General features: G+C 45.1%; 21 protein-coding genes. 10 read left to right on the forward strand and 11 right to left on the reverse strand.

The window, feature by feature from the left end; genetic code table 11:
• Positions 1–62 precede the first annotated feature (62 nt).
• A complete protein-coding gene (locus L1076_RS05405) occupies positions 63–1,454 on the reverse strand; it encodes a PLP-dependent aminotransferase family protein (protein ID WP_237303314.1) in 1,392 nt (463 codons plus the stop codon).
• Between the two features lie 177 nt (positions 1,455–1,631).
• Here L1076_RS05405 and L1076_RS05410 point away from each other — a divergent pair, with 177 nt between their 5' ends.
• Positions 1,632–1,862 (forward strand): hypothetical protein, encoded by a 231-nt coding sequence (locus tag L1076_RS05410; protein WP_104037840.1) that lies wholly within the window; start codon positions 1,632–1,634, stop codon positions 1,860–1,862.
• Positions 1,863–2,062: 200 nt separating this feature from the next.
• The gene (locus L1076_RS05415) at positions 2,063–2,362 is read left to right on the forward strand and encodes a hypothetical protein (RefSeq protein ID WP_038873539.1); all 300 of its coding nucleotides are present in this window, start codon (positions 2,063–2,065) and stop codon (positions 2,360–2,362) included.
• 75 nt (positions 2,363–2,437) lie between these two features.
• Here the strand turns inward: L1076_RS05415 and L1076_RS05420 are convergent, their stop codons facing one another.
• Positions 2,438–3,499, reverse strand: coding sequence for a LacI family DNA-binding transcriptional regulator (locus L1076_RS05420; RefSeq protein ID WP_104037841.1), 1,062 nt, complete (start codon positions 3,497–3,499; stop codon positions 2,438–2,440).
• Between the two features lie 232 nt (positions 3,500–3,731).
• Here L1076_RS05420 and L1076_RS05425 point away from each other — a divergent pair, with 232 nt between their 5' ends.
• From L1076_RS05425 to L1076_RS05440, 4 genes are all read left to right on the forward strand, one after another.
• Complete coding sequence (locus tag L1076_RS05425) at positions 3,732–5,834, forward strand: alpha-galactosidase (RefSeq protein ID WP_237303315.1); 2,103 nt, start codon at positions 3,732–3,734, stop codon at positions 5,832–5,834.
• A gap of 133 nt (positions 5,835–5,967) precedes the next feature.
• A complete protein-coding gene (locus L1076_RS05430; RefSeq protein WP_104047056.1) occupies positions 5,968–7,689 on the forward strand; it encodes a solute:sodium symporter family transporter in 1,722 nt (573 codons plus the stop codon).
• A 523-nt stretch (positions 7,690–8,212) separates the two neighbouring features.
• Entirely contained in the window at positions 8,213–9,679 is a 1,467-nt protein-coding gene (locus L1076_RS05435) for an HD domain-containing phosphohydrolase (RefSeq protein WP_237303316.1), read from the forward strand.
• Between the two features lie 181 nt (positions 9,680–9,860).
• Positions 9,861–11,051 carry an amino acid aminotransferase gene (locus L1076_RS05440; protein ID WP_237303317.1) on the forward strand — a complete coding sequence of 397 codons (1,191 nt, stop codon included), beginning with the start codon at positions 9,861–9,863 and terminating at the stop codon, positions 11,049–11,051.
• 121 nt (positions 11,052–11,172) lie between these two features.
• Here the strand turns inward: L1076_RS05440 and L1076_RS05445 are convergent, their stop codons facing one another.
• Positions 11,173–11,814 carry an outer membrane beta-barrel protein gene (locus L1076_RS05445; RefSeq protein ID WP_038871763.1) on the reverse strand — a complete coding sequence of 214 codons (642 nt, stop codon included), beginning with the start codon at positions 11,812–11,814 and terminating at the stop codon, positions 11,173–11,175.
• A gap of 228 nt (positions 11,815–12,042) precedes the next feature.
• Here L1076_RS05445 and L1076_RS05450 point away from each other — a divergent pair, with 228 nt between their 5' ends.
• Positions 12,043–13,932 (forward strand): DUF294 nucleotidyltransferase-like domain-containing protein, encoded by a 1,890-nt coding sequence (locus L1076_RS05450; protein WP_042602704.1) that lies wholly within the window; start codon positions 12,043–12,045, stop codon positions 13,930–13,932.
• 8 nt (positions 13,933–13,940) lie between these two features.
• Positions 13,941–14,660, forward strand: coding sequence for a 3'-5' exonuclease (locus tag L1076_RS05455; protein WP_181028016.1), 720 nt, complete (start codon positions 13,941–13,943; stop codon positions 14,658–14,660).
• Between the two features lie 77 nt (positions 14,661–14,737).
• Here L1076_RS05455 and L1076_RS05460 read toward each other — a convergent pair whose 3' ends face one another.
• Positions 14,738–16,621: a methyl-accepting chemotaxis protein gene (locus L1076_RS05460; RefSeq protein ID WP_038871766.1), complete on the reverse strand. Its 1,884-nt coding sequence runs from the start codon at positions 16,619–16,621 to the stop codon at positions 14,738–14,740.
• 228 nt (positions 16,622–16,849) lie between these two features.
• A complete protein-coding gene (locus L1076_RS05465) occupies positions 16,850–18,421 on the reverse strand; it encodes a BCCT family transporter (protein WP_038871767.1) in 1,572 nt (523 codons plus the stop codon).
• Between the two features lie 395 nt (positions 18,422–18,816).
• Here L1076_RS05465 and cosR point away from each other — a divergent pair, with 395 nt between their 5' ends.
• Positions 18,817–19,293, forward strand: coding sequence for a MarR family transcriptional regulator CosR (gene cosR / locus L1076_RS05470; protein ID WP_038871769.1), 477 nt, complete (start codon positions 18,817–18,819; stop codon positions 19,291–19,293).
• A 55-nt stretch (positions 19,294–19,348) separates the two neighbouring features.
• On the opposite strand, the gene L1076_RS05475 is transcribed toward cosR, so the two are convergent.
• The 6 genes from L1076_RS05475 to L1076_RS05500 form a co-directional block, all read right to left on the reverse strand.
• Entirely contained in the window at positions 19,349–19,987 is a 639-nt protein-coding gene (locus L1076_RS05475) for a response regulator transcription factor (protein ID WP_042602707.1), read from the reverse strand.
• Positions 19,980–21,335 carry a cache domain-containing protein gene (locus L1076_RS05480; protein ID WP_042602708.1) on the reverse strand — a complete coding sequence of 452 codons (1,356 nt, stop codon included), beginning with the start codon at positions 21,333–21,335 and terminating at the stop codon, positions 19,980–19,982. Before L1076_RS05480 ends, L1076_RS05475 begins: the two co-directional genes overlap by 8 nt.
• A gap of 134 nt (positions 21,336–21,469) precedes the next feature.
• Entirely contained in the window at positions 21,470–22,756 is a 1,287-nt protein-coding gene (locus L1076_RS05485) for a TRAP transporter large permease subunit (RefSeq protein ID WP_104036092.1), read from the reverse strand.
• A gap of 12 nt (positions 22,757–22,768) precedes the next feature.
• Entirely contained in the window at positions 22,769–23,308 is a 540-nt protein-coding gene (locus L1076_RS05490; protein WP_038876092.1) for a TRAP transporter small permease subunit, read from the reverse strand.
• 131 nt (positions 23,309–23,439) lie between these two features.
• A complete protein-coding gene (locus tag L1076_RS05495) occupies positions 23,440–24,534 on the reverse strand; it encodes a TRAP transporter substrate-binding protein (RefSeq protein ID WP_042602709.1) in 1,095 nt (364 codons plus the stop codon).
• Positions 24,535–24,946: 412 nt separating this feature from the next.
• The gene (locus L1076_RS05500; protein WP_038871782.1) at positions 24,947–25,336 is read right to left on the reverse strand and encodes a MarR family transcriptional regulator; all 390 of its coding nucleotides are present in this window, start codon (positions 25,334–25,336) and stop codon (positions 24,947–24,949) included.
• Between the two features lie 271 nt (positions 25,337–25,607).
• Here L1076_RS05500 and L1076_RS05505 point away from each other — a divergent pair, with 271 nt between their 5' ends.
• Complete coding sequence (locus L1076_RS05505; RefSeq protein ID WP_045422413.1) at positions 25,608–26,276, forward strand: DUF2982 domain-containing protein; 669 nt, start codon at positions 25,608–25,610, stop codon at positions 26,274–26,276.
• The last annotated feature ends 15 nt before the right edge of the window (positions 26,277–26,291 follow it).

Consider the following 26,291-nt stretch of genomic DNA (forward strand, 5'->3'; position numbering starts at 1 on the left):
GAAGCACATGACCGGTAAACCGCTTTAGTACAGTTAGGCCAAAAAAACGTTAAACAGTTCCTTTAGTGAAGTAAGTCACCCAATTTGCATATAGCCTGTTTTAGGTTTTCATCAACAGGCAGCGAGGTGTTCAGCCTTAGATAGTCTTGATACTGGTCATCAACAGAGAAAAGCTTGCCATACGCCACCGTCACGTTATCAGTGATGAGAGCTTGGTAAACGGCCTTACCATTCAAGCTTGGAGGTAATTTAAGCCACATGAAGTACCCGCCTTGAGGAAGACAATAGTCAACGGATTTAGGTAAGTATCTATCTATTAAAGCCACAAACTTTGTTTGGCGTAACTGTAATGCTTTGCGCAGCTTTCTAAGATGATTGTCATAGCTGTCATTTTGCAGATAGTGCGCCACGCCTTGTTGAATAGGAGCACTGCCCGACAAGGTCGACATGAGTTGAAGTTTTTGAATCGGCTCGTTAAAGCGTTTATTTACTACCCAACCTAACCGATAACCAGGGCATAAGCTTTTCGAAAATGAACCGCAATGCAGCACTCGCTCCTGAGTATCAAACGATTTTAAAGGCGCAGGTTTCGTCTCTGAAAAATACAACTCTGAATAAACATCATCCTCTACTACATACACATCGTAACGATTTGCCAACTCAACGATGCCTTGCTTTTGCAAGTCATTAAGGGAAGTTCCGGTCGGATTATGGAAATTGGTCATTAGCCAACAAGCACGCACATCATGATTGGCAAACACAGCCTCTATTTGCTTAAGCGAATGACCATCCTTAGCATCCACACGGACTGTTATCGCGTTTAAGCCCAATCGCTCGATCGCTTGAAGTGCCCCATAGAAAGTCGGAGTTTCAATTACAACCGTATCACCAGGTCGAGTCACTGCTTGAAGGCTCAAATTTAACGCTTCCATCGCGCCAGAGGTAATGACCATATCGTCATGACTCAACACAAGTCCCTGCTGAATATAACGCTGTGCAATTAAACGGCGTAACGATTCACTGCCTGGAGGAAGATTATCAAGTAGTGTCTCTGGCCCCATTTTGCGACCTGAACTGGCTAGATTGCGGTTAAGCGCATCCAGAGGAAACAACGTCGGATCAGGAAATGCCGATCCAAGCTTAATACTCTCTGACGCAGACTGGTGTTTAAGGAACTCATACAACTCATCGTTTACCGAAGTGCGATAGAGACTCTTATCTAGGTCATTCGGTTCTAAACGTTCCAGTTCCGCCGTAACAAAATAACCAGACTGAGGTTTAGCGCTCACCCAACCTTGCGCCTCTAGCAGTTGATACGCCTGTAAGACCGTCCCTGCACTAACATTGTGATTGCGGCTGGTGACACGCACTGAAGGGAGCTTCTCCCCTGCTCTCCATGTATTTTGCTGAATTTGAATTTTGAACAATTCAGCGAGTTGGCGGTATCGGTTCATGTTTCCCTCATTCATCACTACCGGGGCACCTTAGCATACTTCACGCCCGCAATCCGATATCACCACTATCAAAGTCGTAACGTAATTAATCAATCTTAGTGATACCAATTCGCTATACGAAATGAGAATTTATGTTCCATACTTTCAGAGGCATGAAAATCAACACGGGAGGAAATGATGAAAATGTTTACGATGGATGACCTCTCATACCGAGGTATACACCAAGGCGTTCATAGCTGGGATCACCCAGAAGGAAGTAACCCATATTATTGGCATCCAGATTGGCTACATATTGCAGAAGATGCACTCGGAGTCCACCCAAAAGCAGACTTAGACGTTCCAATTGGTGAAACGGCGACTGAAGAACACGCTAAAGCGGCTATTATCAAGCATTTGAATGGTCAGTAAACCGAGCTAAGCACCTAATTTAAATAGGGTTACTATCAGAAAAAGCACGTTAACTGACCTGAATGAGAGCTGTGCAGCGGAATCGATTATTTATCAACAAGATTAATAGATAGTTGTCACATTATTTTCGATGACATCTGTTACATTTATAGAGTAATGGTGATGCACACCTCAACTCATGACTATGAGAGACGATAATAATGACTAAGTACAACGAAAACGACATCCAATACAAAGGCGAAACCAACGGTGTTCATGCATGGAGCACACCATCAGGTCAACCTTATTACTGGCACCCAGATTGGTTGCACGTGGCTGAAGACGCAACGGGTTCTCACCCTAAGCAAAAAATTGAAGTTGAAACATCAGAAGCGCCGACTGAAAAACATGCGTTAAAAGCTATTCTAAAACACATGAATGACTGGGCAACAGGCAAACTGTCTTCTAACCCAGACATCGAAACCAACGCTGTAGAATCAGAAATGAATCTGAAGAAGTAAACTTAGCGATTCCTGATAGAGCCCCGCATGGACGGGGCTTTTTTGTAACCACGGCAAAAATCATTAACAGTTCAACTAAGGTAATAGACGACGTATGTTCTCTAAGTGCGTCAGTATTTCTTGCTTGTCATAAAGCGTGTCCGCCTTTGCTGATGTGCTTTGTCGTTCAACCAAGCTGATTGGCAATACTTCTGACACAACGCCTTGCCCTTTTTCCATCTGACTCAGTACTAACTTGACCGCCCTACGTCCAAGTTCATTGAAATCTTGCTTAATCGTTGTCAGAGGGGGTGAGAAAAACTGGCTGTCTTGAATGCCATCGAACCCAACCACAGAGACGGTTTTAGGTACATTAATACCCGCCTCCGAAAGCGCGCATAACACGCCAAGCGCCATCTGATCATTCGCCACCAATACAGCATCAAAAGGCACACCTTTTAACACGGCGTCTTTAATAGCGTTGTAGCCACTGGCTGCTTGCCAATCTCCCTCATAGTATGCCGCTTGCACCAATTCATGTTGCTGAATCTGTGATTGCCATTCTTGGTAACGAATCTGAGAAGCCGTAGATGCCTTGGGGCCAGAAATACACACGAAGGATTCGCGCTTATGTTCGATCAAGTGAGAGATCGTTAAATTTGCCCCAGCTTTATGGTCACAACTGAGAGAATTGACGGGCGTCCCCTCGGGTACATCAATAAAAACCAGCGTGAGCTGACTGAACTGCTCCACAAGGTTTTCTGCCATCTCTCTGGTTACCGGGGCGTTGATGATAATGGCATCAACTTGCTGGGCAATGAGCTCTCGGATTGCACTACGGAATTCCTCAATGGAGTTGTCACCTAACACTGCCAGCGCCGTCGCGTAATCCATCTCGTGCGCTTGATTGCGAACGCCATTAGCAATAAGAGCAACACCGTGCAGTGAGATATCCAAAGAGACAATACCGATGATCCGCGACTTCGCTCGGCTCAACATTTGTGCCCCTTTGTTCGGCACATAGCCAAGCTTTTTGATTGCGTCGTTGACTCGCTTTCGTGTTTCTTCTGCGACGTTATCCGCGCCGTTGGTTACGCGCGACACGGTTTGCGTCGATACTCCAGCTAACCGTGCAACATCTTTAAACGTAACTGCCACTGCGTTCTCCTATTCTGATTTACTGTTCACTCTACCAAATTCATTCGAATGTTCTCGTGAACAATGTCGTAAAAAACATGAAAAAATGTTCCCGAAAACAGCAGATCTAGCACACAAAACCACGTTCTAAAACCTGTTCAAAGTCACATTTAAACGGCTATTCAATCGAAATAAAACCAAACAAGCGCATGATTATTTGCAGATTAAATGTTTGCGAAAACAGAGAAACAACATGCAAAAAATTGTTCACTTAAAATCCAAGAATCACAGCATGATCATTAAAGTGGATCGTGTTCCTGAAATCCTTCATTGGGGCGCAAAGATCGCTCAGATCGATCCCGATTTAATGCTCTCAACCGAGCGTCCTATCTCTCAGGCTCGTCTTGATGTCGACGTACCGTTATCGCTTTGCCCTGAGTTGGGCAGCGGTCACTTTAATGCACCCGGGATTGAGGGGCATCGCAATGGCGAAGACTGGGCTCCCGTGTTCACAACCACATCCATTGAGCACGATGACAACAACGCGACATTTACCCTTCAAGATGACATTGCGGGTCTTGAATTATTGATTGAGCTACAACTGGACTTTAACAGTGACGTGGTACAAAAACGCATCACAGTAAAAAATACGACTGCCGGTGAGTATTGCTTAGGTAAGCTCTCCTCTACCCTGCCACTTCCTAACCATGCAAACGAGCTGATGACGTTCCACGGGCGTTGGTGTCATGAGTTTCAAACTCAGCGTTTGAGCTTTGAGCATGGTGGCTTTATGCAAGAAAACCGTCGCGGTCGCACCTCTCACGAAAACTTCCCAGGTTTGTTCGCAGGCACTAATGGCTTTAGTGAGCAATTGGGGCAAGTTTGGGGCTTCCATCTTGGTTGGAGTGGTAACCACCAACTTCGTGCCGATGTTCGCAGTGACGGTCGTCGCTTTGTTCAAGCTGGTGAACTGCTACTGTCTGGTGAAAAGCGTCTACAAAGCGGTGAAACCTACCAATCACCATGGCTTTACGCGACATACAGTAACTCGGGTTTGAATGAAATATCAGAGCGATTCCACGAATTTGTTCGTGCCAATATTATTCAATTTCCAAACAATAAGCCTCGTCCTGTGCACTTAAACACGTGGGAAGGCATCTACTTCGAGCACAAACCTGAATACATCATGCAGATGGCAACCGAAGCTGCTGAGATGGGTGTCGAGCGCTTCATCATTGACGATGGTTGGTTCATTGGTCGTGATGGCGAACGCGCAGCGCTTGGTGACTGGTACTTGGATGAAACGAAGTACCCGAATGGTCTTGAGCCTGTCATCGAGCACGTAAACAGCAAAGGCATGGAGTTTGGTCTTTGGGTAGAGCCAGAGATGGTCAGCCAAGACTCAAACCTATATCGCCAACATCCAAATTGGGTATTGAGTCTGCAAGGCTACCACCAGCCTTCAGGTCGCTGGCAATACGTGTTGGATTTGCAAAACCAAGATTGCTTCAACTATCTGTTTGAGCGTTTGAATGACTTACTGACTCGCTACAACATCGGCTACCTGAAATGGGATATGAACCGTGAATTGGTTCAACCTGGGCATCAAGGTAAACCCGCTGTGCATGGCCAAACGAAAGCGCTATACCGCTTGCTAGACGAACTTCAAGCTGCGCATCCGGCGGTTGAAATTGAGTCTTGCTCTTCGGGTGGTGGTCGTATTGATTTTGAAATCCTTAAACGCACTCACCGTTTCTGGGCTTCTGATTGTAACGATGCATTGGAACGTCAAGCGATTCAACGTGGTATGAGCTACTTCTTCCCACCTGAAGTTATGGGCGCTCACATTGGTCCCGCAGAGTGTCACTCAACCAATCGTCGCCATGCGATCAACATGCGTGGCGTGACGGCGTTAAGTGGTCACATGGGTGTGGAGCTCGACCCAGTAAAAGAAAGCGCGGAAGAAAAACAGGCTTTTGCTCATTACATTCAACTGCACAAACAGTATCGCGATTTGCTTCATTCGGGACGTACTTTCCGCATCGATCCTGCCGATCAAAACCAGAACATCTATGGCGTTGAGAACGGGCAAGAAATGCTGATTACGGTGTGTCAGTTGGCCATGCCAAATCATGCGCTGCCATCTCCACTTCGCGTTAGCTGTGCGGATAAAAACGCCCGTTACGAAGTCAAGATTGTTGAAATGCCAAAAACCAGCTTCCAGTTGATGAAGCAACGTCCGCAATGGCTAGACAAAACCCTGACGCTAAGTGGCGATAACTTAAAAGAAATTGGGGTAACGCTTCCGATTCTCGATCCAGAATCGGCGCTCATTGTTCATCTTAAGAAAATGTAAAACTCTATCTGTGCCCTCTAGCGACCGGGTTTCAACTTCGCGTTGTTCCTGATAAAACACTCCTATACGCGCTAGAGGGACACCCTACAACTAACAAGCAAAACTTAATTGCTTAACTTGTTAAGGAAACAAAATGTCTATTACAGTATTACTTTCGTTCTTGCTGTTTACAGGCTTTGTTGTGGTGTTCACTTACAGCAAAGTTAAAAACGATAAAAACACCTCTCAAGACGGTTTCTTCCTTGGTGGACGAAGCTTAACAGGCGGGCTGATTGCCAGCTCCTTGATTCTAACCAACCTGAGTGCCACCAGCTTCGTTGGCATGAGTGCGCAATCCTACACCCACAACATGAGTGTGATGGGCTGGGAAGTGGCCTCTGGCGTCACACTGGTTATCATTGCGCTGCTGCTTGTTCCTCGCTACCTTAAGCAAGGCATCACCACCATTCCTGACTTCTTAGAAAGTCGTTACGACATGTCGGTGAAGAAGTTCGTTACCCTGTTGTTCTTGTGCCAATACGTCATCAACATTCTACCTACCACTCTTTACGCTGGCGCTGTGGTACTGGGCGAAATCTTTGATGTGCAAGCTTTGCTGGGCATTTCAGAGTTCAGCTCTATCGCCCTGATTTCCGCCACTATTGGTTTGTTGGGTTTCTTCTACGCGATTTACGGCGGTCTAAAAGCCGTGGTAATTGCAGACACGATCAACGGCGTTGGCTTGATCACCGGCGGTTTGATGATCCCTGTATTTGGTCTGATGGCATTAGGCGGCGGTAACTTTATGGAAGGTTTGGACGTATTGCTGACAGCCGCACCGGAAAAGCTGCAATCCGTAGGTAAAGAGACCGATCCACTGCCGTTCTCTACTCTGTTCACAGGTCTATTGCTGGTTAACTTGTACTACTGGGGTACTGACCAATCAATAATCCAACGTGCACTTGGTGCGAAGAACCTCAAAGAAGGTCAGAAAGGCGTGATTCTGGCGGGTGCGATTAAAGTTATCTCTCCACTTTTCCTAATCATTCCGGGCATCATTGCGTTCCATATGTTTGGCGCAGATGCGGGCAACCCAGATACGATGTACACACGCTTAGTGAACGAAGTATTGCCTAAGCCGCTTGTTGGTTTCTTCGTTGCGGTCATGTTCGGCGCTATCCTAAGTACCTTTAACGGCGTATTGAACAGCTCAACCACCTTGTTTGCTTTGAACGTTTACAAACCATTATTTGGCAAAGACAAATCGGATGAAGAGTTGGTCGGTAAAGGTCGTATCTTCGGCGTTATCATTGCGATCATTTCGGTCTGTATTGCCCCTTTCATCATGTACGCACCAGAAGGCTTGTTCCAATACCTACAAATGGTTGCGGGCTTCTTTAGTGTGCCTATCTTCACCATCGTGTTTGTGGGCTACATTTCAAAACGTGTTCCTGCTATTGCCGCTAAAGTTGCTTTGGTCGTGTTTGTTAGCTCCTACGCTGCGATGCAATTGGTCTTTGGTACACCAATCCACTTCCTACACCAATTGGCGATTCTATTCGTCGTGTGTACTGCTCTGATGTTTGCGATTGGTCACTTCATGCCGCGTGATACAGACTACGTAATGCCAGTGAATGAGAATATCGATGTGACGCCATGGTCATTCCGATTTGAAGCATCAGCGGTCATCATCTACATGGTATTGGGTGCTTACGTGATGTTTTCAGACTTCGGTTTTGTCTCAAGCGATCCGACTATCATGCAAGTGTACGGCTTCTGTGGTCTGGTCTTGATGTTCGGTGTAGTTTCTAACTACTTCATCAAACGCAGAAAGCACAAAGAAGTGTCAAAGCTCAATGACATGTACATGCCTTAAGTCGACTTAGATTGCGCACATAAAAATCGGAGCACTGGCTCCGATTTTTGTTTTCTACCGAAACTTCGTCATCAACAAAGAGCTTTTGAGGAAAGAAATGTCTCCTAAAGGCACTTTTAACCTTTCGGATTTTTCGAGGTAAACGCAACACAGGAAGAACAAATATATAGAGTAAGATAATTAGAACGAAACTTTAAATAAATTATGTAAATACATCATCAGACCTTATAAAACCTAGAAATCTCGATATTCATGCAATCATCTATTCGCCGCTCTGTTCACATTAATGAGTGTCCCTGTGAGGCAAGTCGAAGTGCGGTTTTACTTTCAAGTTAAAGATGCACCCTATTTCCCTTTCCCTGTCCTTATAGCGCTTAATGAAATCTATCGCTAGAATCGCAGGTCTTTGATTTTACAAGTGACAGATCAATCAACAGCATCAATAACATAACCAAGTTCCTCTCTAGAAGCGCAACCAAGAGCGAAGACAATGATGTTGAGGATGATCTTAGAAAGGTTAATCATGGCGAATACTAACTACAACGCACCGCTAACATTGCAACTTTATTTAGCCGCTGCATTCTTTTTTGGCACCTATGGCGGACGCGTCTGCCCCATGCTCAGTACGCTCAGCGTTTACGAAGTCATTTTGCACTGCGCCGTGGTGTTTACCTTCATCTATTTAGTGCGTCACTTTATTCTCGCAACACACCCGTTAATTGCACAAAACCGCCAAGCGAAGCTGGATACGATTTTATTTACTGCGGTTAGCATCCCTTTCGCCGCTTATTACAACCTTCAATATGACTTTACGTTCGATAGTAATGTAAAGGTCTTGTTTGGCATGGGGCTGTTTGGTTTCCTGACAGGTTCTATCCTTCAACTGCAAAGCAAATTGGCTCAATTTAATGACTTGCGTCAGCAAAACCAATTCGATTTTGTCCTCTCAGGGCAACGCCAGTCTATGGTCAAACAGATGATCGGGATGATGATTGCGTTACTGATCACTCTCACCGCAATCTTAACCATGGTCGCAGTAAAAGACATTTATTGGTTAGAGCAAAACCCAGAACAAATCAGCAATGGTTTAGGCAAGATCAGTTTTATCAAGGAACTGGTGTATATCGCGTTGGTTGTAGGGGGATACGTTATTGCCATCATGGTGTTATGGACTCGCTTGATGCAGAAGATTTTGTTTAGCCAAGAACAAGCATTATTGGAAGTCACTCAAGGTAAGGTGGCTCAACGCCTCCCGGTCTTCCAACATGATGAGCTAGGCTCAATGGCCTGCCTCACCAACCAAATGCTAGACAGCTTGCAAGTTTCGCAAGACGAGGTGAAAACGACGCGTGATGTTGCCATTGTCAGCCTGTCCGCCTTGGCAGAGTCTCGCGATAACGAAACTGGTGCTCATATCATGCGAACGCAGGAATACGTCAAAGTGCTGGCAGAACACTTAAGTCAGTTTGAACAACATCGCATGTTACTGACTCCCAATTACATTGAACTGTTGTATAAATCGGCCCCGCTTCACGATGTGGGTAAAGTCGGCGTGCCTGATAGTGTGTTACTCAAACCGGGTAAATTGACCGACGAAGAATTTGAGATCATGAAGGGTCATGCTGAAATTGGTGCCGAAGCGTTGTCAATTGCAGAAAAACAGCTAGGAAGTAGCTCATTTTTGCGAGTTGCGAAAGAGATCGCGCTGACACACCATGAAAAGTGGGATGGAAGTGGTTATCCAAATCAACTCTCGGGTGAAAGCATTCCCCTCTCTGGCCGATTGATGGCACTCGCAGATGTTTATGATGCACTTATTTCAAAGCGTGTATACAAGCCAGCGTTCAGTCATGACAAGGCAAAATCAATCATTCTTGAAGGAAATGGCAAACATTTTGACCCGCAAGTTGTCGACGCTTTCCTTGCTGTAGAAGCGCAGTTTCAGCATATCGCACATCAATATCAAGATGCTCAAGATCTCGCCGCTTAGCGAATTATCCCCCTCTTAACTCCACAGTTAAGAGGGGTTTTCATAGCAAAATCTTTGCTTATGTTAGAATTCTGTTTCAAATCAAAACTTTTTTAAGTTTTCTTTTCACTAACTGTTGTAACGAATATTGCTGAAAGGTATAAATGTCAGCAGACCCCTTCGATTAACATGGATGAAGATTATGTTTGAAAAAGTAGTTGCCGCTCCGGCCGACCCTATTCTTGGACTTACTGAAGAGTTTAAAAAAGATACTCGCGCTGAAAAAATCAACCTAGGCGTTGGTATTTACAAGAACGAACAAGGTGAAACCCCTGTTCTTGCTACCGTAAAGAAAGCCGAAGCAGCACTGATTGAAACTGAAAAAACCAAATCTTACCTAACAATCGAAGGTACAGCAGAATATGGTCTGGCAGTACAAAAACTGCTATTTGGTGCAGACGAAGAAATCGTTACGAGCAAGCGAGCTAAAACAGCTCAAGCACCTGGTGGTACGGGCGCTCTGCGCGTTGCCGGCGAGTTTATTAAACGTCAGCTTGGCGAAGTGAAGATCTGGATCAGCAACCCAACTTGGGCAAACCACAACGGCGTGTTCACTGCTGCAGGCATTGAAACGGCACAATACAGCTACTACAACGCAGAAACGAAAGACAAAGACTTTGATGCGATGCTGACAGATCTTCAAGCTGCATCGGAAGGCGATGTTGTGCTTCTGCATGGCTGCTGCCACAACCCTACTGGTATCGATCCAACGGCTGAAGAGTGGGAAGCTCTGGCGAAGCTAGTGGCAGACAAGAAACTACTGCCTCTATTTGACTTTGCATACCAAGGTTTTGCGAAAGGTGTCGAAGAAGATGCAGAAGGTCTTCGTATTTTCGCGAAGTACAACAAAGAAATCCTAGTGGCGAGCTCTTTTTCTAAGAATTTCGGCCTATACAACGAGCGTGTAGGTGCATTCACTCTAGTTGCTGAATCAGAAGAAGTAGCAACAACCGCATTCTCGCAAGTGAAAGCTATCATCCGTTCTATCTACTCTAACCCACCAGCGCACGGCAGTGCAGTTGTGACTCACATTCTAGGCGATGCAGAATTACGCGCAGAGTGGGAAGCTGAAGTAGCAGAAATGCGTGACCGTATCCAAGAGATGCGTGAGCTATTCGTTGCAACTCTGAAAGCTGAAGGTGTAGACGCTGACTTCAGCTTCATCGAGCGCCAAAACGGTATGTTCTCATTCTCTGGTCTATCTAAAGAACAGGTAAACCGCCTGAAGGAAGAGTTTGCAATCTACATTGTTGGCTCTGGTCGTATCAGCGTAGCAGGCATGACGAAGTCAAACATGGGTCCTCTATGTAAAGGCATTGCGGCAGTTCTATAACTCCGCTTTAGCTAATAGAAAGCACAATCAGAAAAGGTCAGCACATGCTGACCTTTTTGTTTTTGTGTGTTTCATTTCAAACAGCATCGTCACAAGCCGATGATGTAATTCAACCATTGCTCTAATAAACGAACTTAAAGCTGATGCCCACTTCGTTAATATGATCAGAGCTCTGATTTTGATAATCCGTATCTCGGAACTGATAGTACAAACCTGTACCAATCACATCATGCCACTGATAATTGAAAGCAATCTTGTAGTTGTTCTCATCAACGATATCACTTCGATTTAAATGCACTTCAGCCGTACCCATTAATTTTTCACTGAATAGGTAGTTAGCACCAATCGTCACGCCTTGGATAAACTCGCTTTCTGATGAAATCGTATTGTCACTCTTATCATCGGTTGCCTTAGCTTTTATGGCACCGAGCCCATAAACGCCATACACATCCAGTTTTTCGTTAATACCATAACGGTATCCACCACCAAACATTAAACGGTCAATGCGCAAAGTGAAGTCGTCTGGGTGGAAAAACTGTGCGGAGTAATCCACATTAAACAACCAGTTATCGGTCAGCAGATAGTTACCACCCAATCCTACGGTGGTGGCATTCGAGTTATCTAACCATTCTTCGTTGGTCGTACCCGCGCCGAGGTCGAGGTTAATGTGTTCATACCCAAATTTTGCGGCTTGTTCTGCCTCTGAGGCAACGCTCATTATAGGTAATGCTACAAGAGGTGCAGCTAATAACAATCTTACCATTTTACTTCCTTCCATGAGTGTCATCCAAAAGTACTTATGCTCTCTAGTTCGACTACAGTTTATTGATTTAATTCGGCATCTTGATGACAGCGTAGCCGAATTGATGGCGCTTTGCCGTGCGACTTGTCTGAATCTTATCATTGCGCACGAAAAACAGTGATCCGATAAGATTCTGTTTTAAAACTAAGTTAAGATTACTCTATCACTTGCAAACCAAAAGGCACCTTAATGGAAGCAGAACTTCTCGAGATATATAACTTTCTCGCCAAGTATCCCCCATTCAACGAGCTTCCGGAAGAAACGCTCATCAAAGTGACAGAGAACATCGAGATCTCTTACTACCGTCAGGACACCCCTATCATCCATTTAGGAGACCAAATTGACGACCTATATATGGTAAGAAGTGGCGTAGTTGAAGTCTATCGACGCAAAGGTGAGCTCTACAACCGCCTCGATGAAGGTGATCTTTTCGGTCAAATGGGCCTTCTTACTAACAACAAAGTTCGCTTTCCAGTAAAGGCAATCGAAGACTCCCTGCTCTACTGCATTCCGCAAGACATTTTCCAAGAGCTTTACGATAACTTTGACTCATTTGCCGACTTTGTCGAAGTTGAAAACAGTGCAAGACTACGCCAAGCCGTGTCTGAAAATAATGACGCGAATGATCTGACGACATCGAAAGTAAAAACACTGCTGACGCGCGATGCGCCGACCATTGAGCGAGGCCAAACCATTCAAGAAGCCGCACAGCTTATGGCGCAAGACAATGTCTCTTCGTTGTTGATTGTCGACCCTGAATTTGTTCTTGATGAAGATGACCCGCAATCGCCTGTCGTTGGTATTATTACTGACCGCGATTTGTGTACCCGTGTTTTGGCCGAAGGTTTGTCGCCTCAAGATGACGTTTCAACGGTGATGACGACAGAAGTTATTTCCCTCGATCACAACGCCTATGTGTATGAAGCCATGCTAACCATGCTGCGCTATAACGTGCATCATTTGCCTGTCGTGAAAGACCAGATGCCAATTGGCATTATTGAAGCCACCGATATCGTTCGTTACGAATCTCAAAACTCTCTGTTGTTGGTGAGCAGTATTTTCCAGCAACAAACCATCGAAGATTTAGCGATCGTTGCCGACGAAGTGAAAAGCAGCTTTGTACGTTTAGTAAATGAAGACGCAAACTCTCACATGGTTGGCAGTGCGATGTCAGTGATCGGGCGCAGCTTCAAACAGCGCTTGCTTGAGATGGCAGAAGAAGAATTAGGCCCACCACCCATTCCCTATTGCTTCCTAGCACTGGGCTCAATGGGTCGAGATGAGCAGTTGTTGGTCACAGACCAAGACAATGCCATCATCCTTGATGATACATACAAAGAAGACAAGCACGGCAAGTATTTTGAAGCGCTGGCGCAATATGTCAGTGACGGTTTGAACGTATGTGGTTACAAGTATTGTACCGGCGACATTATGGCAACCAACCCTGAATGGCGTATGACTCGCTCGCAATGGGAAGAGTGCTTTGCAGACTGGATTGATGACCCTAACCCGAAAGCGCTACTGAATGCGTCTATTTTCTTTGACTTAGATGGCGTTTATGGCCGCTTAAAATGGGCAGAACAACTGACCAGCTTTATCGTTCGTCGCGCGCGTAAGAATAACCGCTTCCTCGCTTGCTTGGCTCGCAACGCCTTAAATCGAACGCCTCCACTTGGATTCTTCAAAGACTTCGTGATGGAAAAAGATGGTCAACACAAAAACTCGATCAACTTAAAACGTCGTGGTACTGCACCATTGGTGGATTTGATTCGTGTTCACTCTTTGGCGGTAGGTTCTCGAGCTCAAAACTCTTTTGAGCGTTTGGATGACATCATTGACGCGGGCATCTTACCGAAAGGACGTGCGCAGGACTTGAAGGACGCAATGGAGTTCATCTCTATGGTTCGTATCCGTCACCAAGCCATCGATGTTGAACTCGGTATTGAGCCGGATAACAACATCGAACCAGAGAACTTATCGGATTTTGAACGACGTAATCTTAAGGATGCTTTCCAAATCTTGAGTAATGGTCAGAACTTCCTCAAGTTCCGTTATCAGGCAAGCAATAAGTTTAAGTGAGACACGGAATGATAAAGAAGCTGTTTCAAAAACCTTTTGTCCAATGGCCAACCAAGTTTCAAAGCAAATTAGAAAGCGCGAAGGATGAACGTCTGGTCGCTTACTATAGCACCGCACTGCCTGCGCCAGAAACACCATTATCTGAGGTAGAGTTTGTCGCCTTGGACTTTGAGACTACTGGGTTGAATCCGCAAAAGAACGGCATTATCACCATTGGTTTGGTGCCGTTTAATCTTAATCGTATTTTCCTTCGCCAAGCAAAGCACTGGAAAGTAAGACCGCAAGAAAAGCTCGATGAAGAATCAGTCATCATTCACGGCATTACACACAGTGAGCTGATAGACGCACCCGACTTAGGAGAGATCCTCGGACCATTATTGGAAAGCTTAGCGGGCAAAATTGTTGTCGTTCACTATCGTCGTATTGAGCGCGAATTCCTCGACCAAGCGCTACGAGCGCGCATTAAAGAAGGCATCGAGTTCCCTGTATTGGATACGCTGCAAATTGAAGAGGACATTCAACAGCGCCTCTCTGGCGGCCTTTGGAACAAGTTAAAAGGGAATAAGCCGAAGTCATTGCGCTTAGCTCAATCTCGTCGCCGTTATGGTCTGCCGGATTATACACCTCATCATGCGTTAACGGATGCAATCGCCACAGCAGAACTACTTCAAGCCCAAATTGCCCATCACTACAGCGAAGAGCAACCTATCAGTAGTCTTTGGCTGTAGGTCATAGCGAATCGAGAATACTTTCCGCTGATAAACAAAAAAGGAGCCAATCGGCTCCTTTTTAATGTTCAAATCACTTACAGTTTAAATCGATTAATCTCTTGTTCTAGCTCATGAGAAAGTTCAGATAGGTGCGCAGCTTGCTCTGCGGCCTGATGCGCTTCAACTGACAACTCGTTGGAGACATCGCGGATGCCTTCTGTGTTGCGCGTAATTTCTGTTGTTACGGACGCTTGCTCTTCAGCAGCAGACGCAATTTGTGTTGCCATGTCGCTAATGCGTTCTACTGCAGTGTGAATCTGAGTGAGGCTCACCGCTGCTGAGTTCGCATCATCCACGCTGGTGTCAGCAAGACGACGGCTGTCATCCATAATACCTACAGCTTTTGCTGTCGTACCTTGCAACATCTCAATCGTTTCTTGAATCTCTTGAGTAGACGCATGAGTACGTTGACTCAGAACACGAACCTCATCAGCAACCACCGCAAAACCACGACCTTGCTCACCCGCACGTGCCGCTTCGATAGCTGCGTTTAGTGCTAGTAGGTTAGTTTGCTCTGCAATACCTTGGATCGTGGAAAGAATCGTATTGATTGCATTACCGTGCGCCTCAAGCTCTTGAATCACGTTCGTCGCCACTTGGACTTCTTGTGCAAGGTTCTGGATAGAGCCTTGAGTTTGAGTCACTTGACCTGAACCATGAACACACGCTTGCACCGCTTCTTCCGAGCTTGATGCAGTATTGTCAGCATTGCCTGCAATCTCTTGTGTCGCCGCAGCCATTTCATTTACCGCAGTCGCAACCATATTGATTTCGTCTTGCTGGTAAGAAATACGTTGGCTACGCTCCTCAGCCTGTTGAGCGGTCGTACGAGCTTGCTCTGACAACGATGCAGAAACGTGGCTAAGCTTGGTTACCATAGTATGCATGTTGCCCACAAAACGGTTAAAGTTTTCGGCAAGTTTACCAACTTCATCATCACTACGTGGTTCAAGACGTTGTGTTAAGTCACCTTCACCAGAAGCAATCTCTTCAAGCGCCTGCGATACACGGCCAAGATCGCGGAACAAGAAGCCGACTAACCAAGACACCGCTGCAATCACTACGATGGTGATGAGAACAGCTGTAATCAGCATTTCGCGTAGTAATTGTGCATGGCTCGCCTCTTCAGTTGCACGATCCATTTCAATCGCGAACATCCAGTTTGTACCTGGCACTTTGCTGAAGTAGTAAAGCTTCTCTTGACCTTTGATCGTTGTTGTCTCAATCGAACCTGTATTGGCTGCACGCTCAATCGAATCTTTTGAAAATTGGTTAGAAAGGTCCGTAATTGGCTTAAGTGTCAAGCTCTTGTTCGGGTGCGCAAGGAAAGTACCGTCGTTCATGTCGATCAACATGGCATGCGCATTTTCACCCGCGTCCAAACTGATCACGTCATTGATCAACTGATCAATCAAAACGTCAGCACCCACTACACCAATGAATTTACCGTTCTTCATTACCGGTTCGGCAATGGTCACCAGTAGCGCGTTAGTGATCGCATCCTGATACGCTTCAGTGATGATCTGCTTACCCGCTGATTTCGCTTCAGTGTACCAAGGGCGAGTACGAGGATCGTAATCGGCACGGTTGCGTTCTGGATGAGAACGGTACATACCACCTTCCGGAGTACCTAGGAAGATATCGTCAAAGCCCCCCGCTTTGCGTGCTTGTTGTAGGAAAGGCACAACGTCTTGCTCAGTTGAGTAATCGTTGAAAGCCGTCGCAATGTCTTTGCGAATCGCAACCCAGTCAGAAATACCTTCTGATGCTGCGTTACTTAGGCTTTGTGCTCGTGAATAGACACCTGAACGCGTCTGATCAAACAATTGACCAGCCGACAACCAAGTTAATGCTGTTGCCATCACTACAACAGCAGAGAGGCTTGCGCCAATTAGCTTTTGTTTTAATGATAATTTCATAATTATTATAAGAAGTTGGGAGAACAGTTAAGGAGGCTGAATCTTACACACTTCTGACAAAGTAATCACGAAGATTGTTCACAAATTTAATACGATAACCTGTTGTAAAATAAAGAATTTGATTCGCCATTTTTTTGGCAAGCGTCAGAAAAATCGCACAAAAAAAGCCAGCATTACGCTGGCTTTTTAACTTATTAATATCTAAGAGATATTTATAAATCTTATCAATTATTGTCGTTCTGTTCTCATGCCCATCAATAAACTGACACACATGGCAAGCAATACGAATGTGAATGGAAGCGCAGTTGAGATTGCACCAGCTTGCAGTGCTTGAACCGCTTCTGAGCCACCGATCCACAGTAGTGCAACCGCAATTGCGCCTTCCATAAATGCCCAGAATACACGTTGTAGAACTGGCGCATCCACTTTACCACCAGCGGTAATGCTGTCGATAACTAAAGAACCAGAGTCTGAAGAGGTAATAAAGAATACCAATACCAGAACAACCGCAATGATAGATAGGATGTTACCAAATGGCAGAACATCAAACATTTGGAACATCGCTAATGAAACGTCAGTTAGACCGTTTGCACCTAGCTCACCCACATTGTTGATCACTTGGTCGATAGCCAGACCACCGAATACTGACATCCAAATCAACGTCACAGCTGTAGGGACAATCAGTACCGCCGTGATGAACTCACGAACTGTACGGCCGCGAGAAACTCGCGCGATGAACATACCAACAAATGGTGACCATGAAATCCACCAAGCCCAGTAGAATACAGTCCAGCCTTGGAACCATGCTTCATCAGTACGACCAAACGGATTACTCAGCGGAATTAGGTTCTCTACATACGACATAAATGTCGTCGGAATAGAACCAAGGCTCACAGCCCAACCAATTAAACCAACAAGGATAAGAAGTAAAAAGGCAATAACCATGTTGATGTTACTAATGACTTTCACACCACCGTCAATACCGCGAATAACGGATACAACAGCGAGTAAAGTCACAACAGTAATGACAACAATCTGCAAGCCAAGCCCAGGCTCAACACCGAACACGTGGTGAATACCACTTGCTGCTTGTTGTGCACCTAAACCCAAAGACGTCGCAAGACCAAATAGAGTTGCTAGTACCGCTAGGATATCAACAATATGGCCAGCCCAACCCCAAGCGCGATCACCCAATAACGGGTAGAAGATCGAACGCATTGATAGCGGCAAACCTTTGTTATAGGTAAAGAAGGCGAGTGAAAGCGCAACCACACCGTAAATTGCCCAAGGGTGTAGACCCCAGTGGAACATGGTCGCACCTAGTGCTAACTTAGCCGCCTCTGGTGTATTCGCTTCAACACCCAACGGTGTCTCATACCAACCGGTGAAGTAAGCCACTGGCTCAGCAACACTCCAGAACATCAAGCCGATACCCATACCTGCAGCGAACAGCATAGAAAGCCATGATATGAAAGAGTAATCGGCAACGGCATCTTTACCACCAAGGCGAATCTTACCCATTGGTGAAACAATCAATACCAAACAGAAGATAACGAAGATGTTACCGGAAAGGATGAACAGCCAGTCAAACGAGCTGATGATTTTCAGCTTAATGCCATCTAACGCTGTTTTTGCGGTATGTGCATCAAGAACTAATGCAGCAATAAGAAATAGTGCAATGAAACCCGCACTGATACCAAAAACAGGATTATGTACGTCAAAACCCCATTTTTGCACGTTGTCTTGACCAACCGTATAGTCGGTACTGTCGATACTGTACTTATCTATACCTTTTGTCATTGTTCCTCTCTTTTGCATTCTAGTTTTTCGACGCAGCGCCAAAAAACCTTTCGAACACGATACATTTTATTTTCCATGAAAGTGGAAGATCCTACCATTTGAGGCGTTTTTGTCTATCTTTTGCTGATAAAAAATCCAATAACTTACTTTTAAATCAGAAAAATCCACCAAAAAAAGCGAAAACAACCACAGCAATAATTAGACCACAAACATTTCTTACTATAATAATTCTAGGTCATCCTTTTTTACCCGCAAAAAACCATAAATTTAATAAGGAGAGCCAAGGCAAATAATTGAAAAATGGTGTCGCGATCCCTGACTAACCCCTTTTATTAGCAACGCTTTTGAGTTAGTGTCGCGTCGTTACATGATCCCTTAATGACTGGATTACTAAATTGGAAAAGTACGAAGAAGTCTTGGTCTCGATTCGTCAGATCATCCGCGCCATTGATTTACATTCTAAAAAGTTGAGCAAAGAGTCTGGTTTGACGGCTCCACAGCTGATTCTTATGCGTGCCATTAGTGAATTAGACAATGTCACGATTAAGCAACTGTCTAGCCACACCAATATGAGTCAGGCAACCGCTACCACTATTTTAGACCGTTTAGAGCGTAATCAGCTTGTTGAACGCCGCCGTAGTGTGGAAGACAAGCGTAAAGTGCATGCAGTGCTAACAGAAAAAGGACAAGAAGCGTTAAAACAAGCGCCAACGCCACTTCAAGAGCACTTCATCAGCCGCTTCCAAAAACTGGAAGAATGGGAGCAAAGCTTGCTGCTTTCGTCTGTTCAGCGCATTTCTACCATGATGAATGCGGAAGATATCGATGTTGCACCAATGCTAGAGATCGGCAGCATCACCAAACCTGAATAACATGCTTTGTTAGCGCTCATTCGTCCAGTGATGAGCGCTTTCTCCTACCCAGAAATCACTCTGTCAAACCAGTCTCAAACGCGTATTTAGCCAATTCCGCTGTCGAGTGCAGATCCAACTTGTGCTTAATGTTGTGGCGGTGCGTTTCTACCGTTCGATAGCTAATATCTAAAAGCGTAGCAATTTTTTTGCTGCTATTGCCCTGAGCCACCAGTTTCAATACCGCTTCTTCACGGCGACTGAGTGGGTTCGGCTTTTGTGCCGCAGGTACAACATCTTGTGTAAATAATGTTTGAGTAACCGATTCACAAAAATATGTTGAACCTTGGTTGACGGTTTTTATCGCTTGTACCATTTTTTCTGCCGAGATTTCTTTAAGCATGTAGCCGACCGCACCCGCTTGCATCACCTTCATGATGTATTCACGATTGTCATGCATGGTAAGCATTAAGATTTTACTCTCGGGTAGTTCCTCCTTAATCACCCCCGTGGCTTCGATACCGTTCATGATCGGCATACTGATGTCCATCAAGATGACATCAGGGTTAAGTAACTTAGCGACTTCGATGGCTTCCAGCCCGTTACTCGCAGTACCGATAACATTGATGTCAGACTCAAGCTCCAAGCGTGCCATAAAACCATCAAGCACGACTTGGTGGTCATCCACAATCACCACACTAATCGGTTTATCCATAAACTAATCCATCCAAATCTAACAAAACGGTAATCTCTGTCCCTAACCTTGGTTCACTCATCAGTTCAAACTCACCACCAATAAATTCGACCCGCTCACGCATGTTACGCAATCCTATACCTTGCCGATGAACCGATTGGTTAACTAAGAACCCCGTACCATCATCACGTATCAGTAATTGCAGCATATTGCCCATTTTTTGCAAAATTACCGTGACCTTTTTTGCCTTCGCGTGTTTCTCAATATTGTTCAACGACTCTTGAGCAACGCGATACAACGTTGTCGCTACTTCGGATTTTAACTTCACATGGTTGGTATCAAAATGGCAGTCGATATCAATACCGGAATGCGAATGAAAATCTTGCAATAAGGTTGATAGCGCCGCCTCAAGACCAATGTCATCCAACGCACTTGGTCTCAACTGATGGGAAATGTGGCGAACTTCATTGATTGCCGTAATCAACGAACGCTGAGATTTATCGAGGTGTGATTTGAGTTTTTCATCGTCAATCCGATGCCCCATTAGATCTAAATGGCATTTACTCGAAACCAATAACTGATTAATGCCATCATGCAACTCTCTAGCTAAATGCTTCTTCTCGTCCTCTTGGAACATCACCGTCTTGTGAGCGAGCTCTTTTAGATGTTTATCGGCTAACCTGTGCTCATGTAGGTTGATTGCAAGAGTTAGAACAATGATGACCGCGACTGTCACCACCAAAATGACAACCACGGTGAAAAATGTTGTCTCGATATTTTGATTTACAGCGGCGCGCATATTAGCCACTTCGCGACTGACATCTTCTATATACAAACCTGTGCCAATCATCCACTCCCACTTATCCAGCCAAGCGGCATAACTCAACTTAGGCACGACTTCCCCCGTAGAAGGCTTCTGCCAAAGGTATTGATGAAAGCCGCCTCCAAGCTGAGCCTGATAGAGCAACGCTTCGATGAGGTGATCGCCGTTTTCATCTTGGATATGCAGTAAGTTCTGCCCAACCAAATCGGGCAAAATAGGATGAACTAAATTGGTTCCGTGTTTATCGTAGGCAAAGAAGTAGCCATCGGAACCGTAGCGAAGTCGATTGAGGATCGCTTTCACTCGTGCTTTGGCAGCATGCTCTTCTATGGTGGGATCATTGTAGATGTGCGAAATCGCGTCGAAAGCCAAATCAACGGTGTCTTTCAACGCGACTTCTTTAGATTGAATCAAGCTTTGATGAAAGATTTCCACCTCTCGTTGACCTAGCGTCTTCGCTTGATAAATGGAAATCCAACTGATGCTTGCGGACACCAACAACACAGGGATCAACGCCAGCAAGATAAGTTTGGCTTTAAGAGGCATCCCTTTCCTCCAATGAAACGCTGATTAGCTTAATGACTAATCAGCTTAACAACTTGTCTCAAAAGGTAAAAACTCTCAGCTCACAAATTCGCCTTTCACCTTTGCATTGCTACGCTAGTGTCACTGCATGCGTATTACGACATGCCGTAGAAACCAGGGAAGAATAACAGAGAGGCGAGTACAACAATTTGAATCGCGATAAACGGCATTACCCCTTTATAAATATCTCGTGTTGTCACACCTGCTGGCGCCACCCCTTTCAGATAGAACAAGCTAAAACCAAACGGTGGCGTGAGGAATGAAGTCTGTAAGTTCATAGCAATCAGAATCGCAAACCACGTCATGTTGATGCCCATGAGCTCAGCAACAGGCGCAATGATTGGGACAATAATGAAACAAATCTCAACGAAATCGATGAAGAAACCGAGAATCAAAATCACGAGCATGGTGATGATCAAGAAGCCCCATTTTTCTCCCGGAATTTGCAGCATCCACTCTTCTACCAAGTAGTCGCCACCAGTATAAGTAAATGCCATAGAGAACGCCGTCGCACCCAACAAAATAGCAAATACCATCGCTGTGACTTTTACCGTTTCTTTCGATGCTTCGTACACCATCGACCAGCTAAACTGTTTATACAACAGTGACAGCACAATCGCGCCTGCACCACCGAGTGCAGCAGATTCTGTTGGCGTCGCAATGCCCGCAAAAATAGAGCCAAGCACCACAATGATCAATGCTAAAGGCGGCAATACAGCTTTCAGTGCGGTGATCACTTCCTCTTTGCGACTGATCGATTCATCACGATCAATAGGACGGGCTGCTTCTGGGTTAAGTTTGGCGTAAATCAGAATATAGATAACATAAGCACCCACCAGCACAATACCCGGCCACACCGCAGCTTGGAACAAATCGCCAACTGGGACACCAAGTACATCGCCCAATAAAATTAATACAATCGAAGGTGGGATAATTTGGCCGAGTGTCCCCGACGCGCAAATAGTGCCGCAAGCTAACCCTTTATCGTAGTTATACTTGAGCATGACGGGAAGAGAGATCAAACCCATCGCGACGACAGACGCTCCAACCACACCGGTCGATGCCGCCAATAACGCCCCCACTAGCACGGTAGAAATCGCAATACCACCACGAACGCCACCAAATAGACGTCCCATGGATTCCAACAACTGCTCTGCTAACCGTGTCTTTTGTAATACCAACCCCATAAAGACAAAGAGAGGTACAGCCATCAATACCGTGTTTTCCATGATGGATTGAATGCGATATGGCATGAAGGCGAACATCTCGACCCCTTCTGCCCAAACGCCAAAAATTAATGCGATCCCGCCAAAAGTAAAAGCAACAGGAAAACCGAGCAGTAGCGCAAACAAGGCGACAAAAAACATCACTATACCGATCATACTGAATTCCTTTTACGACTTACCGTTATTACCGGCATAGATAAGATGAGGGTTAACAATTTTGTTGATGGAGTGCAGCAGCAATCCCATACCACTGATTGCCATGAACAAGAAAGAAAGTGGGATCATTGCTTTGATAATCCAACGATATGGTAAGCCACCAGGATCACCCGATGTTTCACCCAAGGCATAACTTTCTTTGGCAAAATCGATGCCGTACCAAGCCACCAATAGACAGAAAGGAAATAAGAAAAAGAGTGTGCCTAAGAGATCGATAACGGATTGAGCTTTATAAGATAAACGCTCATAGAAAATATCCACTCGAACGTGACCACCGGATTTAATCGCGTAAGGAACACCGAGTAAAAATACCGCAGAAAAGAGGTGCCATTCCATTTCTTGAAAGGCAATAGAGACATCATTAAACACGTAACGCATGACAACGTCGTACACCACGTTCGCTAATAACAATATAAATAGGATGCTGGATAACCACCCCAGAAAATCACCGAAGCGGTTAAAGATTCGCTCAATATAAATAAGGCTTCTCATTCCGAACTCCATGGAACGTGTGAATTGGCTCCGCTGGCTCACGGAGCACTTGTTATGATCTTCTCTAAGAGAAGTTTTTCTTGGGCTTCGCTAGCTGGCTAGAACCAATAGATTCAGCCAGCATATTGAAGTTATTGTTGAGCTTGGCTGTTTAAGTAAGCTCGGTGAGAAATGTCAGACCAAGGACGCACTTGCTCAATATAGCTCGCTTGAGATTCTTGAATCTCTTTTGCCAATGCATCTTTTTCCGCATGTTGTTTTAGAAGGCGTTCGTTCGCTTCACGTAGCGCAGAGATAACTTCCGGCGGAAAATCTTTGACTTGAACATCAGGGTATTCTGATTGAATTGATGCCCAGTTCTTACCACTCTCGTGCTTAGACTGAGTGTACATGTCGTACGCGGCGGCTTTCATCGCAACTTGAAGGATCGCTTTCAAATCATCTGGTAGACGTTCCCAAGTACGCTTGTTCACTAGGAACTGCAGCTCAGTGCCCGGCTCATGCCAACCTGTGTAGTAGTAAGGCGCAATTTTGTGGAAGCCCATACGTAAATCAAGAGAAGGACCTACCCACTCCAATGCATCGATAGTACGGCGCTCAAGAGAAGTGTACAGCTCACCCGGTGCGATATTGGTAGGCTTCGCCCCCAGTTCTGCAAGAATTTCACCAGCAAAACCCGGGATACGCATTTTCAGACCTTGTAGGTCATCGACTGATTTGATTTCTTTCTGGAACCAGCCACCCATCTGAGTATCTGTGTTACCACCAGGGAAAGAGAGTAAATTATGAGGAGAGTAAACCTTCTCCATCAATTCCATGCCGCCACCGTAATAGAACCACGCGTATTGCTCTGTAGGCAACATACCGAAAGGCATAGAGGTAAAGTAAAGGGTGTTTGGTACTTTGCCTTTCCAGTAGTAAGACGCCGAGTGCCCCATGTCGTACTGACCAGATTTCACCATATCAAACACACCCAGTGGAGCTTTATGTTTGTTCGCAGAGTCAATACGGATTTGTAAGCGCCCGTTTGACATTTCTTCTGCCATTTTCGCCATGTTTTTAGTCGCATCACCAAAGATTGGGAAGTTCGGCCCCCATGTCTCCGCCAGTTTTAAGCGATAAACTTTGTCGTCAGCAGCATGAGCAGAAGTAGTTACAAATGCCATAGCAGCAACCATCGCTGTCGCTTTGAGCACTCGTTTCAGAGATTTTTGGATAAGACTCATCGTTCACGTCCTTTGTCACCAAGGTTATTGTTGTCATCCATTACATAAGGATTCGCTATAGAAGATGGGACATTACATGGAAGTAAGAAATGGGCATGAACACGCACAAATTTGTGCTTTGAAACGGGCTTTAGCCATTAGTATTACGTAGTTATACGTAGTCGTTATGATGGCTAAATTTTATAAAGTCTATTAATCAGACAGTTAAGCTAGCATTCTGGATTATAAGAATAAGGAACTACTTAAGTATCTGACTGCAGAAGAATTTACACAGTATTTAAAAAAATGTGACAAATGACGGCTTTATATCTTTAGAATTCTCAATTAGAAACTCTATTAAGCGTATCGCAGGTAAAAAAATACCCCGACCAATGTCGAGGCATTTAATTAGAAAACAGAATTACAGCGGTAATTAAACTGCTTTATAGATAACTTTGTTACCTGCTAACTGCTCTTTTTGAACTAGGTTTTCTTCAAGAAGCTTCTTCAGTGCGCCAGTAGCCCATGATGCCGCTTTAGTGTCTTCTTGACCTGCAGCTTGACCAATACCTTTAGGGTTAATACCTTCAGCATTTGCTACAACGATGTCTAGTACTTGTTGCTGCTTAGGAGTAAGTGCAACCTCAACCGTTTTTGCTGCAGCTACTTTCTTTTCAGCTACAACTTTCTCAGCAACAGAAGGTGCTGCTGCTTTTTCAACAGCAGGCTTAGCCGCTTTAGGTGCAGCAGCTACTTTTGCTACTGTCGCTTTAATGCGTTTTTGCAGTTTCATCTGCACCTTACGCTTATGAGCAAGTCTCATCGAATATTTCTCCAGTTCACTGCATCTCAGCAGGGATGAAAATTTGAAGCGCGTTTTATACCAAAATTCACAAGCGATTTGTAGGTTTTAGCGGCGAAACGCGATGAAAAATGCGCTCACTGCATAGAACGTCTACTATTTAATCAGATTAATTGTGAACGGATTTATTGAATACTGGGTATAAAAACAGAGGTTCTTTGCACTTAATAGGCAACAAGTTGAGCAATCAATATCAGAGACCTCAGACTCATTATTCATTGAGGTTAAAAGCATGGAAACGCTGCATCTGACTAACTCACATTTCAAATCCAACTCCCCAGTGAACAAACTGATCATGCTCCTTGTGGTGCTGATTACCTTGTTTCTGGTTCTAATTGCACCTGGCTGGAAGCAAGCGATGCTCTCTGTGGTGCTGATGGCCATCATCATCGGCTTTGCAATCATGATGATTAAAAAGAGCCAAGTATCTTATACCTTGACCGCTTCGCATTTTCAGCAGCACCTTTTCAAAGGCGGATGGGTCGTCCGTTGGAAGAATATCGACTCCATTGGTGTGTGTACTTATGAGCAAGAAGGGTGGCATCAACCACTACCTTGGATAGGCATACGCCTCAAGCATTACTCGCCCTACCTCAACGCGATATGTCCACGTATCGCAACTGAAATTTTATTGGGCCAACGCGCACTGCTCTATTTGGGAGCGAGACAAAATAACTGCGAGACAAAGTTCGAAGACATTGTGCTCGACCCTGCTCCCTACATCAATGAGGACGGAATGCAATTCGACGGCCTACAAGCCATGCTAGCAAATAGAATGAGATATCAAAGGAAGTTCTATGGCTATGATGTGTTTATTTCGGCCAGTGATTTGGATAGAGAGGCGGAAGAGTTTGTGGGGTTGGCTCGACGGTACCTAGCGGCAGCCGAGCCAGATGCATAATTTACGAGAGCTAAA

This window comes from Vibrio sp. MMG023, assembly GCF_021654215.1.
In the GTDB taxonomy this organism is placed as follows: Bacteria; Pseudomonadota; Gammaproteobacteria; order Enterobacterales; family Vibrionaceae; genus Vibrio; species Vibrio jasicida.